Genomic DNA, 11,764 nt, shown 5'->3' on the forward strand with positions numbered 1-11,764 from the left:
AACCGTAAATGCTCACGCCACGTTAAATTTCGTCTGGCGTGCGAAGATTTTTAACCGCAATCCGTTCACCGTGTTTGCGTTCTCTCTCCGATTGCATATTGGCGCGATAAACACCTTGATCACCAACGACCCAAGATAATGGACGACGCTCTTTACCAATTGATTCCTGAAGCAGGGTCAAAGCCTGAATGTAGGCTTCAGGTCGGGGTGGACATCCAGGAATATAAACATCGACAGGAAGGAACTTATCAACTCCCTGCACAACTGAATAAATATCGTACATACCGCCAGAGTTAGCGCATGACCCCATCGAAATGACCCACTTCGGCTCAAGCATTTGGTCATATAAGCGCTGAATAACCGGTGCCATTTTTGTAAAGCAAGTGCCGGCAACGACCATAAAATCAGCTTGACGCGGAGATGCACGCAGCACTTCAGAGCCAAATCGTGCAACATCATGCACCGCAGTGAAGGCCGTCGTCATTTCGACATAACAACATGAAAGGCCGAAATTATATGGCCAGAGGGAATTTTTGCGTCCCCAATTCACCATGTCGTGCATGGCTGTTTCCAGCTTGCCCATGTAGACACTGCGATGGACATGCTGTTCAAGCGGATCGGGAACAGTTTGCTTGCTTTGTAGCGGATAGCGATCATTCTCACCATCTGGCTCGGCGCGAGTAAGCGTATAATCCATGATGAACCTCTTATTTTTTCGGCGAACCGTCAACGAGTTTGATAATTTCAGATTGTTCGCTGTAACCTTTGGCGCGTTTTGGCGCCCACTCTAATGCTTTAGTACGAATTAGGTAGACTAGGCCAACCAGCAACACAACAATAAAAACAGTGGCTTCAACAAACCCTGTCCAGCCGTTTTCACGAATGCTGCTAGACCAGGCGTACAAATACAGAGCTTCGACATCAAAAATGACAAAGAACATTGCCACCAGATAAAACTTCGCGGACATTCTCAAGCGAGCAGTTCCCACCGACGAGATGCCTGATTCAAATGGGGTGTTTTTAGCGCGAGCTTTAGCCCGACCACCCAATAAGAATCCACCTACGAGCATGGCACCACACAAAGCTATCGCGACGACCAAAAACACTGTAAATGCCCAATGTTGAGCGATTACATCAATGGTTGTAGACATAATTTATGTGCTCTAATTTGGTTAATAAAAACACTCATCTGTACAACGTACAGTTGAAACGATTTTCAAGGCAGTAGTTCGAACTCCTTAAGGGAGGGACACTGCTCCTATGCACAAATATTTTTAGGCAGAACACCTAGGGAATAACATGAAGATAGAATTTAAGCGGCATTATTAATAGGTAATGCCTATTATTTTATAATTATTAAATATTATCCCCATTGGTTGAAATTCAGACAGCACAATAAGACTTGTTACTCTTTAAAAAAGAGTATCAACAAATCTTTGACACTGAATCCTTACAAACCACTCAAACACTTTACATCAATTTCACGATTCTTAACATACCGAAAAAGCAATGAAACCATCAAATACAAGCTTTTAAAATTTTATGTTTAGCAAATGTTAAATTTTTATTTTTGAAATTGATAAATCAGTAAAAACCTTTTAAATACTGGAAGTTTTTAAAAAAGACTTATAAAAATAGGTGCTTTAGTTAAAAAAACATAAAAAGACCTTATAAAAATAAGTATTTATTTGATAAAACATCCCTATCAAACCACTATTAAAATAAAACGTTATTTTGATAACTGTGTATTTAATCCTGAAAAGCAGCTGTAGCCTGGCTCTTTGTAGAATATTTCCATTTATTTAATAAAAACCGTTTCTAAATCAAAAAAATAGATGTATCAGGCAAATACATGAATTTTAAAAAACGAAAGTGGTTATGATTAAAATCGAAAATTTTTTTTTGGAAAGTGATAGTTTTTTGTTTTTTTGGCTATAATTTAACCGCTTGAATACCTTTTAACTCGGCGTTTCATGCGCAAATTGCTATGATAAGATCTGTTTATACACATTTTCTATTTTGTTACTTTTAATAATTAGACGTCGTATAACCGCTAAAATCGCTCCTTAGACAAAGAATTAGTTGTAAAGGCTAAATAAAGAGACAAAACCTGTTATAATGCAGCTAATCCAAAAGGTACGGAAAGCCTGAAGGTGTTTACATATCTTTGGCGTCGTCGCGATATACGCGTTAAAAATATGTGATTTATTGTTTTTGCATTTTATGGAATACGGGAGAGTATCGGTGGTAAGCGATAATAATCAGAAATATTCAATTGAGAAAATTGAATTTAATTTATCCTATTTAGCGCGTTGGTTAGAAGCAAATCATCGTCGGCGAACCTACCCGTTAGAAAGAGCTCACTACCTATTACTAAACCTTTTATGTGAAAAGTCACCGCAGTCATCAGGCGCTCTTGCCTCGCAACTGGGGTTGGATTCATCAACGGTAACGCGACAAATTAAGGCGATGATTGCATTGGATTTATTAAACCGACTGCCAGACCCATCAGATCGTCGCGGTTGCCTTATCCAAGTGACAGCATTAGGGATTGATAAGTACGAACAAATGCAGGCGATTCGGCGCAAAAATGTTGAGAAGATTTTTCAAGATTGGAGCGATGAAGAGAAACAACAGATAGGCGATACGCTGGAAAAATTAAACAATTCCATCTGCCGAAATCTGGAAAATAGTTAATAATTACAAGTTAATATAAGATATCGTGCTATTTTCATAGCGCGATATCTGATTCATCTGGTCAGCCTATATAGGCTTTTTATCTCATCAAGCGTTAAAACGACTACAGGCGCAGCTTAATACTGCGCCTGTATCACATCTCAGTTAACCTTTAACCAATAGTTCTTGTTCACTTGGCTGATGCAAGCTCACCAGTACCGCAATTGACTTAGAAGTCGGCGTAAAGCTTTCGTCACCATAGCTAGATAATGGGATTAACGCATTGGCTTCTGGAAAATATGCCGCAACGTTACCCTGTGGGATCTCATATGGAATCACTTTAAACCCAGTAATTTGGCGTTTCTGGCTATCAGTCCAAAGTGTTTGCACATCAATCAAATCACCTTCGGTTAAATTGAGTTTGTCCATATCCTGCGGGTTCATAAAGACAATCTCACGTTCACCAAAAATACCACGGTAACGGTCATCATAGCCATAAACCGTTGTATTGTACTGGTCGTGTGAGCGCAGCGTCTGCATAATAAATACGGGCGCTTTAGCTTTCTCTGTGGCCGCAACAGGGATAACCGCCTCTGGTAGAGGGTCTGCAAACATCTGTGCTTTTTTACTGGCTGTTTTCCAGTTCAAATCACGCGCTGAGTTGCCAAGATAAAATCCACCAGGCTGATCTAAGCGATCATTAAAATTATCAAACCCTGGGACCACCGCCTCAATTAAGTCGCGGATGCGATCATAGTTATCCACCAATGCTTGCCAATCTACCGGGTTAGTATCACCCAACAATGCTTTGGCGATACCCGCGATAATGGCAGGTTCTGAGCGCATCTGCTCATCTGAAACATCAACACGACCAGATGAAGCGTGAACCATTGAAAATGAATCTTCAACCGTCACTTTTTGTGAACCGGCAGCTTGCATATCAATATCCGTACGTCCCAGACATGGCAAAATAATCGATTCTTTACCAGGATTCACATGCGAGCGGTTTAACTTGGTGGCAATGTTGACGGTTAGCTCAGCACCACGCATCGCATCAGCGACCTTCTGAGTATCAGGCACTGCAGCGACAATGTTCCCGCCCAAACCAATAAACACTTTGCTCTGGCCATCCATCAGCGCTTGCATCGCTTGGACAACATTGTGTCCATGCTCACGTGGAGCTTTTGCGCCAAAGACTTCATCAAAACGCGCTAAAAATGACTCTGCTGGGCATTCGTTGATCCCAACCGTACGGTCACCTTGCACATTGGAATGGCCACGAACTGGGCATAAACCGGCGCCAGGTTTGCCAACTTGACCAAATAATAACTGCAGATTGACCAGCTCATGAATGGTTGCAACCGAGTGCTTATGCTGGGTAACACCCATTGCCCAAGTGACAATCACTCGTTTAGCATTCTGATAGATGTCAGCGGCACGAACTATCTGTTCATAACTTAAACCTGATTGCTCAGTGATTTTTTCCCAAGGAGTCTGCTCAACCAGCGCTAGATAATCATCCATGCCCTGAGTATGCTCGCTAATGAATTCTAAATCGAACAACGAGCCACCTTGAGCAACTGCCTCTTTATGGCGTTCATTAAACAGCTTAACCATACCCCGCACAGCCGCCATATCACCGCCAAGTTTAGGTGTGAAATAGTCGCTCGTGGTTGGCGTTGAACTGTAGGTTAACATTTCAACTGGATTTTGTGGGTTTGCAAATCTCTCTAGCCCGCGCTCTTTTAAGTTGTTAAAAGCAACAACTCGAGCACCGCGTTTAGTTGAATGGCTTAATGTTTCTAGCATTCGAGGATGGTTGGTACCCGGGTTTTGACCAAACAAGAAAATCGCATCGGCTTTTTCAAAGTCTTCAATGCGAACAGTCCCTTTACCAATCCCGATAGTTTTGGCCAAAGCGACACTGGTCGCTTCGTGGCACATATTTGAGCAATCAGGGAAGTTATTGGTTCCGAAGCTTCGAGCCAAAAGCTGATACATAAAAGCAGCTTCGTTGCTAGCGCGACCAGAGGTGTAAAATTCAGCTTGGTTTGGCGAATCAAGCTCTTTTAATTTAGTGGCGATAAGTTTAAACGCATCATCCCAACTTATCGGCTCATAATGATCGCTAGCACTGTTATAACGCACAGGCTCTGCCAAACGGCCTTGAAATTCAAGAAAGTAGTCAGTTTGTTGATTTAACCAGCTTACTGAATACTGGGCAAAAAATTCCTTATCAACACGTCGAGTTGTCGCTTCCCAGTTTACTGCTTTAGCACCGTTTTCACAGAATCGAAAACGCCCCGGGACACCTTTTTCCCCCCAGGCACAACCGGGACAGTCGAAACCGTGGTCCTGGTTGGTCCGCAATAAATTGCTGATGTTTTTCGCAACATTCTGACTTTTAAACAAATGGGTAGTTGTTGCTTTTAATGCGCCCCAACCACCAGCTGGGCCTTGATACTCTTTATGACTCATCTCTTAACATCTCATCGTGCGGCATCTTGGGTTAATCGCCAATGGCCGTGATATACATTAAATTGTCGTGTTTTGGTAAATCCGATTAGAGTCATATTAAATTGTTTAGCCATATCAACCGCCAGACTGGAAGGCGCGCCAACCGCAACGATCACAGGAATAGACGCCAACATAGCCTTTTGCACCAATTCAAAACTAACTCTGCCGCTCAACACCAAAACACTCTGCGGCTGCCAAAGACCTTGGTGATAAATTTGTCCAATCAGCTTATCAAGCGCATTGTGACGACCAACATCTTCGGCAATTTGAACTAAATTTTCACCCGTCCAGAGCCCTGCGCCATGCACAGCGCCTGTCTGAGCGAATAATTGTTGCTGATTGCGTAACTGTGAGGGCATTTGAAGAACAGCTTCGCTCTTAAGCCATCCGGCTGTTTCATCAATTGACACAGGTCGTGTTAAACACAATGACCGCATCGATGTCATCCCACAGATCCCACAGCTAGACTGACTGGCATAACTTCTCTCAAGTGTTGACCAATCAGGCTCAATTCCTTTTTTTAAACTCACTAATAGATGATTGTGAAAATGGCTCTGTTCGCTGTCAAACGGGGCTATGGATTCCACATCATCCAAGCTAGTAATGACTTGCTGAGTTAGGAGTAACCCACGAACCAGTGCTATATCGCTACCAGGAGTGCGCATCGTAAGACTCCATTCACGCTGAATGAAATCATTCTGCGCTGGGTCAAACCATTGCAAACTGATTTGCAGTGGTTCCTCAATCGCAACATCATCGGCTTCCAACTGCATTAAATGTTCATCATCTTTAATGCAACAGCGTTGTCGATAGATACGACTTACCCCTGACGCGATATCTTGCGTTGCCATAATGTTATCACCTTGTGTATTTATGTTAGCTGATTTTTGAGTGGTTATTAGCCAAAGATAAAAAAGAATTCGTTACAGGAGACCATCTTCGACTAGATAGCTAACTTATGAATTGATTATCAACAACATTACAGTAATTACTGCTCGCGCGGTAAAATACTCTTATCAAAATATTCAGTCAAGAACAATGTATTCACACCAATTTACCTTTTGATAACCTTTACGTAAAGCATAATGCAACAATTAAATACCTTTTACATCTAACTCCAAAGTGATAGCGTGAAAGACCATCCATACATGATAGCCATAACTAAGAGAGGTTTTGATGAGTAACGCGATAACACAAATCCCTTTTAACAAAATTGATGGCACCCCCACTTCACTAGAGGAGTTTTCAGGCTCAGTGGTGTTAATTGTTAACGTTGCATCTAAGTGTGGTCTGACCCCTCAATACGAGCAGCTTGTTGAGCTCTACCATCAATATAAAGACAAAGGTCTAGTTGTCTTAGGATTTCCGGCCAATAACTTTGCCGCCCAAGAACCAGGCAGTAATGGCGAAATCGCCACCTTCTGCAGTGCCACCTATGGCGTAGATTTTCCGATGGCTGAGAAAATCTCCGTTAACGGCGATGACCGTCATCCACTCTATCAAGCTTTAATCGATGCAAAACCACACGCCTTGCGCAACGCCGGCATGAGCTTTGAAAAACGCCTGAAAGAAAAAGGGCTTGGAGTAGAAAATGAAACGGATGTGACATGGAATTTTGAAAAATTCTTAGTCAGCCGCGATGGCGAGGTAATTGGCCGTTTTGCGCCAGACATTGTGCCTACTGATGAGCGGGTCACCAGTGAGATAGAAAAAGCACTGTAGGAATAGCATAAAGCTTAGCAACACAGCACAAAAGGCAGATGAGAAATCATCTGCCTTTGTTTTAATCAACTAAATCTTGCTCGATTAGCCAATCTAATACTTTTAAAGCGGCAACTGAGCATCTGTCACGCTCGTCACTGTTTAGCCATGCGAGCTCTTCTATCTCAGCGCTTGCTTGAGGTTGCTCTGCGCCAGCGATTGCCCAATAACATGTCAGTTGTACTTCTACACCAGCTGCTTTACCATCCGCCTGAGCTTTAAATACACCAGTAGGACGTAATGAAGAGGGCTCTAAATCAATAGAAAGTTCTTCTTTAATCTCCCGAATCAGCGCCTGAGAATCACTCTCCCCGACTTCTCGTTTGCCGCCGGGCAGATAGAAAAGCTCTTTCCCATATGAGCGAACGGCTAAAAATCGGCGATTATTCAAAGCTATCCAAGCTAATTTATCAATAACTTGCGCCATACCAAAATCCTAGATTGAAATATTATGCTGCTATTTTAAGGCCAACGAGCATCGATTCAACCCTATCGAATGCGTTGAGCCAATGTCTGCACAGGCATTGTTTTATACGCGATACAAATAACTCATAAATGCCTCGCGATTTAGTTAAAACACTAATTAAATTACAAAGGCTAAGAAAGAGCTTCACATAACAAAGATAAATACAGATAACACAAAATATACTGAAAAACGTGATAAAAATCACCAACACGACAATTTATACAAAAAAATCTATTTATTTTGGATTCTAGCTAGACATTAAAAATGTTTAGTGTACGATCCTTAACAAGCTAAACATTTGAAGCTATTTTTTAACGATAAATTTTAACTAACTCCATGATTTACAAGTTATCTTTGCTAGTAATTAATAAATAGCTCTCGAATAATTAAAGCACAAGGATTTTCAAATGAGCGACCAAGTCGTATTTAAAAAACCAACCATGAATGATGGATACGCGCTAAACCAGTTGGTAAAAAATTCGCCACCACTTGATACCAACTCAGCATACTGCAACCTGTTGCAGTGCAGTCACTTTGCAGATACCGCCATTGGCGCTTATCAGGCAGACCAGCTCGTTGGTTTTATTAGTGGCTATAAGTTGGTGCAACAGCCAGACACTTTATTTATCTGGCAAGTTGTAGTGAGTGAAAAAATGCGCTCACAAAAAATTGCCAAACGAATGCTTGAAGCATTGATTTCAAGGGTTAAACCAACCTTTATTCATACCACTATTACGCCGGATAACACCCCATCTCACGCTCTTTTTTCATCATTTGCCAAAGCTCATGACAGCGCAATTGACAGGCAACCCTATATGGATGAAGAGCGCCATTTTAACCATGAACATGCTAGCGAGGAGCTCATTATTATTGGGCCTCTGCGCTAATTTACACCAACCACATTCCCATCACTTATCTCAATCACACAAAAGGAGTCTTCATGACGATTTTTGACGAACTTGAATCATCCGTACAAAGCTATGCTCGTTCATTTCCTTGCACTTTTCACAAAGCCAAAGGCGAATATCTATTTGATGAACAAGGACGCGCTTATCTGGATTTTTTAAGTGGTGCCGGCACTCTAAATTACGGACATAATAACGAACGCTTTAAACAAGCATTGATCGAGTATATTCAAGATGATGGGATCACTCATGGTCTGGATATGCATACCCGTGCCAAAGAAGCCTTCTTGCAAAGCTTTAATCGTTACATTCTTAAACCACGCCATCTTGAATATCGGCTGCAATTTACAGGCCCAACCGGAACCAATACAGTCGAAGCAGCCATTAAGCTGGCACGCAAAGTAACCGGACGAAATAATATTATCTCCTTCACTAATGGCTTTCATGGCGTCACATTAGGGGCATTAAGTGCCACAGGTAATAGTCATCATCGTCAAGCGGCAGGCGTTTCTTTGTCTGGTAATACGCGCATGCCTTTTGATGGTTATATGGGAGATGGTATCGATACAACTCAGTATCTTGAAAAAGTACTCAATGATGCCAGCAGCGGTGTTGATCTGCCTGCGGCAGTGATTGTTGAAACAGTTCAAGGTGAAGGAGGAATTAATGCTGCAAGTTTTACCTGGCTCAAATCCTTAGAGAAGCTCTGTCATCAACACGACATCCTATTAATCGTGGATGATATTCAAGCAGGATGTGGTCGAACAGGCACTTTCTTTAGCTTTGAAAGCGCAGGGATTAAACCAGATATGGTGACGCTGTCTAAATCAATCTCTGGATATGGCCTGCCTTTTGCCCTTTTATTATTGCGCCCAGACTTAGATCAATGGTCGCCAGCTGAACACAATGGGACCTTCCGCGGCAATAACGTGGCATTTGTAACGGCCAAAGCAGCCATTGATTGCTATTGGCAAGACGAGCAATTTGCCCAAGGCATCCAGGATAAGAGCCATCTATTAAAAAATCGCTTAGAAAGCCTCGCCCAGCAATATGGCGATGGTCAGTTTCAAGCCAAAGGCCGCGGTATGTTTCAAGGCATCAGCTGCGTAACGGGTGAGTTAGCAGGCAAGATTAGTAAAAATGCATTTAGCAAAGGGCTCATCATTGAAACCAGCGGCGCCGACAGCGAAGTTCTTAAATGCCTATGCCCGCTGACAATCACAAAAGAATCACTCAATCGTGGGCTCGATATTCTTGAGCAAGCAATGCGTGAAGTACTTGCTAAAACAGAGCAAATCCCCGAGCAAAAACAATATCTTGACTATGACATAGCGAGCTAACGCAATGGCGCTGGCTCATTTTTCAACCAGCGTTATGAATACACCGATAAACCTAACCAAGAGGAAATCTGATGATTGTACGTACTTTGTCTCAGTGTGAAAAAACCGAACGTCGCATAGTCTCTCCCGATGGTAATTGGGAAAGTACCCGAATGCAGCTAAAAGAAGATAACACGGGTTTTTCATTTCACATCACCACGATTTATCAGGGTAAAGATTTTTTCATGCACTATAAAAACCATTTCGAATCGGTTTACTGTATTAGTGGAAAAGGTGAAATAGAAAGTTTAGCCGAAGGCAAAACCTACCCAATCGAACCCGGCACATTGTATGTTCTTGACCAACACGATGAGCATAAACTTCGAGCATTTGAAGAGTTAAAACTCGCTTGTGTATTCAATCCACCACTAACAGGTAGTGAAGTTCACGACCAAGATGGCTCATATACGTTAGAAACGGCCCCACTTACAAGCTAACTTTAGCTCCGGCGATAAGCCGCTAATTAGCTTATCGCCTTTTTTACCACTCATGGCCAATAAAAATGGAGAGAATTCGTGCAAAGTACCCAACAACTCAGCGTTGAAAAAATTGGTGGCACATCCATGAGCCAATATGAGAGTGTGCGAGATAACATTGTTTGCGCTCATGGCCAACATCAAGCGCCTGTACAACGGATCATTGTTGTTTCAGCCTACGCGGGTATTACCGACCAATTATTAGAATATAAAAAAAGTGGTCATCCAGGCATCTATGCGCTATTTGCCAATGGTCAACAAGATGACGATGAAAGTTGGCAAAATGCATTAAAAAATCTTGAGCGGCAAATGCATACCATCAATCGCGAGCTATTTTCGCTTGACGAGCATCGCCTTGGCCGAGCAAATGCATTTATTAGCAAACGGTTAAATCAGGCAAAAGATTGTCTACTCGATCTTGAAAATCTATGTCGCAATGGTCATTTTTCACTCGCAGAGCATCTAGCAAATGTTCGGGAAATGTTAGCCAGTCTAGGTGAATCCCATAGTGCTTGGAATCTAGCGGAACTATTAAAACGCGATGGCATTAATGCCCGCTTCGTTGACTTAACAGGTTGGCAAGATGGCAGTGCTGAAAATCTCGATGAGCGGATTGAATCAGCGTTTAAATCAATTGATCTGACAAATGATTTGGCTATTGCGACTGGCTATGCTCAGACCCGCAAAGGACTGATGTCAACCTTTGACAGAGGTTACAGTGAGATGACCTTTAGTCGCATTGCGGTTTATTTTAATGCTAACGAAGCAATTATTCACAAAGAGTACCATTTAAGCAGCGCCGACCCTAAACTTGTAGGCAAAAATAAAGCTGTTCCAATCGGTCGAACCAACTATGATGTGGCCGACCAGCTGGCAAATCTTGGCGTCGAAGCCATCCACCCGATGGCCGCGAAAGGACTGCGCCAGAGCGATATTCCACTGCGCGTTAAAAATACCTTTGAGCCTGAACATCCAGGAACCTTAATCACCAATGATTACATCAGTGATAAACCTTGCGCTGAAATTATCGCTGGCTGCGATCATCTATACAGCCTTGAGGTGTTTGACCAAAATATGACGGGCAATCAGGTGCATTATGAACGCTTCATATTAAATCTATTGGCGCGATTTAATATGACATTTATCGCCAAAGACTCAAATGCTAATACGGTGACCCACTATCTCAAAGCCAGCCTTAAACAGCTCAAACGGTTAACCAAAGCCATTGGCGAACAATATCCTGAGGCATTAGTGAATCAACAAAAAGTAGCGCTAGTTTGTGCAATAGGCTCTGATCTGCAAGCAACTGGGATTCTTGCTCAGACAACACGTTGCCTGATGCAAAATAACGTTGCAATCAAAGCGATTCATCAATCAACCAGAGAAGTCGATATTCAGTTTATTGTCCATCATGATGACTACCAAAAAGCGACCCAAAGTCTGCATCAATGTCTGGTCGAAGTTCATGATCATGGTCGAGCTATCTGTCTGGCTTCGTGATTAGAAAAACAGATAAATTGTCACACATCAATTTTTTGAGCAAAAAATAACCTGCACAGCTACGCTTGTTATAAGAAGTAGCGA

At 42.3% G+C, this 11,764-nt stretch carries 11 protein-coding genes; 6 read left to right on the forward strand and 5 right to left on the reverse strand.

Annotation, left to right across the window (positions count from 1 at the left end):
- Positions 1-22: 22 nt before the first annotated feature.
- Together ABTQ23_RS07200 and ndhC are read right to left on the reverse strand one after the other, a co-directional pair.
- On the reverse strand, positions 23-697 hold the full coding sequence (locus ABTQ23_RS07200) for a NuoB/complex I 20 kDa subunit family protein (protein WP_408614997.1): 675 nt from the start codon (positions 695-697) through the stop codon (positions 23-25).
- 10 nt (positions 698-707) lie between these two features.
- Entirely contained in the window at positions 708-1,151 is a 444-nt protein-coding gene (ndhC, locus tag ABTQ23_RS07205) for an NADH-quinone oxidoreductase subunit A (RefSeq protein WP_408614998.1), read from the reverse strand.
- A 1,093-nt stretch (positions 1,152-2,244) separates the two neighbouring features.
- Between ndhC and ABTQ23_RS07210 the strand changes: the two genes are divergently transcribed.
- Entirely contained in the window at positions 2,245-2,697 is a 453-nt protein-coding gene (locus ABTQ23_RS07210; RefSeq protein ID WP_408614999.1) for a MarR family winged helix-turn-helix transcriptional regulator, read from the forward strand.
- A 144-nt stretch (positions 2,698-2,841) separates the two neighbouring features.
- Here ABTQ23_RS07210 and ABTQ23_RS07215 read toward each other — a convergent pair whose 3' ends face one another.
- The gene (locus tag ABTQ23_RS07215; protein WP_408615000.1) at positions 2,842-5,154 is read right to left on the reverse strand and encodes an FdhF/YdeP family oxidoreductase; all 2,313 of its coding nucleotides are present in this window, start codon (positions 5,152-5,154) and stop codon (positions 2,842-2,844) included.
- 11 nt (positions 5,155-5,165) lie between these two features.
- Complete coding sequence (locus ABTQ23_RS07220; protein WP_408615002.1) at positions 5,166-6,044, reverse strand: formate dehydrogenase accessory sulfurtransferase FdhD; 879 nt, start codon at positions 6,042-6,044, stop codon at positions 5,166-5,168.
- A 325-nt stretch (positions 6,045-6,369) separates the two neighbouring features.
- Between ABTQ23_RS07220 and ABTQ23_RS07225 the strand changes: the two genes are divergently transcribed.
- A complete protein-coding gene (locus ABTQ23_RS07225) occupies positions 6,370-6,915 on the forward strand; it encodes a glutathione peroxidase (RefSeq protein WP_408615003.1) in 546 nt (181 codons plus the stop codon).
- Between the two features lie 61 nt (positions 6,916-6,976).
- On the opposite strand, the gene ABTQ23_RS07230 is transcribed toward ABTQ23_RS07225, so the two are convergent.
- The gene (locus ABTQ23_RS07230; protein WP_408615004.1) at positions 6,977-7,381 is read right to left on the reverse strand and encodes an NUDIX hydrolase; all 405 of its coding nucleotides are present in this window, start codon (positions 7,379-7,381) and stop codon (positions 6,977-6,979) included.
- A gap of 446 nt (positions 7,382-7,827) precedes the next feature.
- Between ABTQ23_RS07230 and ectA the strand changes: the two genes are divergently transcribed.
- From ectA to ABTQ23_RS07250, 4 genes are all read left to right on the forward strand, one after another.
- A complete protein-coding gene (gene ectA, locus ABTQ23_RS07235; protein WP_408615006.1) occupies positions 7,828-8,307 on the forward strand; it encodes a diaminobutyrate acetyltransferase in 480 nt (159 codons plus the stop codon).
- A 53-nt stretch (positions 8,308-8,360) separates the two neighbouring features.
- Entirely contained in the window at positions 8,361-9,665 is a 1,305-nt protein-coding gene (gene ectB, locus ABTQ23_RS07240; RefSeq protein ID WP_408615007.1) for a diaminobutyrate--2-oxoglutarate transaminase, read from the forward strand.
- A 71-nt stretch (positions 9,666-9,736) separates the two neighbouring features.
- Positions 9,737-10,141 (forward strand): ectoine synthase, encoded by a 405-nt coding sequence (locus ABTQ23_RS07245; protein ID WP_408615008.1) that lies wholly within the window; start codon positions 9,737-9,739, stop codon positions 10,139-10,141.
- A 78-nt stretch (positions 10,142-10,219) separates the two neighbouring features.
- Positions 10,220-11,680: an aspartate kinase gene (locus ABTQ23_RS07250; protein ID WP_408615009.1), complete on the forward strand. Its 1,461-nt coding sequence runs from the start codon at positions 10,220-10,222 to the stop codon at positions 11,678-11,680.
- The last annotated feature ends 84 nt before the right edge of the window (positions 11,681-11,764 follow it).

Source organism: Celerinatantimonas sediminis, assembly GCF_046054195.1.
GTDB lineage: Bacteria > Pseudomonadota > Gammaproteobacteria > Enterobacterales > Celerinatantimonadaceae > Celerinatantimonas.

What these genes read in the sequence shown, in the direction of transcription:
- ectA (WP_408615006.1), top strand. Translation starts at nt 7,828, where the DNA reads ATGAGCGACCAAGTCGTATTTAAAAAACCAACCATGAATGATGGATAC.
- ectB (WP_408615007.1), top strand. Translation starts at nt 8,361, where the DNA reads ATGACGATTTTTGACGAACTTGAATCATCCGTACAAAGCTATGCTCGT.
- ABTQ23_RS07200 (WP_408614997.1), bottom strand. Translation starts at nt 697, where the DNA reads ATGGATTATACGCTTACTCGCGCCGAGCCAGATGGTGAGAATGATCGC.
- ABTQ23_RS07215 (WP_408615000.1), bottom strand. Translation starts at nt 5,154, where the DNA reads ATGAGTCATAAAGAGTATCAAGGCCCAGCTGGTGGTTGGGGCGCATTA.
- ndhC (WP_408614998.1), bottom strand. Translation starts at nt 1,151, where the DNA reads ATGTCTACAACCATTGATGTAATCGCTCAACATTGGGCATTTACAGTG.
- ABTQ23_RS07225 (WP_408615003.1), top strand. Translation starts at nt 6,370, where the DNA reads ATGAGTAACGCGATAACACAAATCCCTTTTAACAAAATTGATGGCACC.
- ABTQ23_RS07245 (WP_408615008.1), top strand. Translation starts at nt 9,737, where the DNA reads ATGATTGTACGTACTTTGTCTCAGTGTGAAAAAACCGAACGTCGCATA.
- ABTQ23_RS07230 (WP_408615004.1), bottom strand. Translation starts at nt 7,381, where the DNA reads ATGGCGCAAGTTATTGATAAATTAGCTTGGATAGCTTTGAATAATCGC.
- ABTQ23_RS07220 (WP_408615002.1), bottom strand. Translation starts at nt 6,044, where the DNA reads ATGGCAACGCAAGATATCGCGTCAGGGGTAAGTCGTATCTATCGACAA.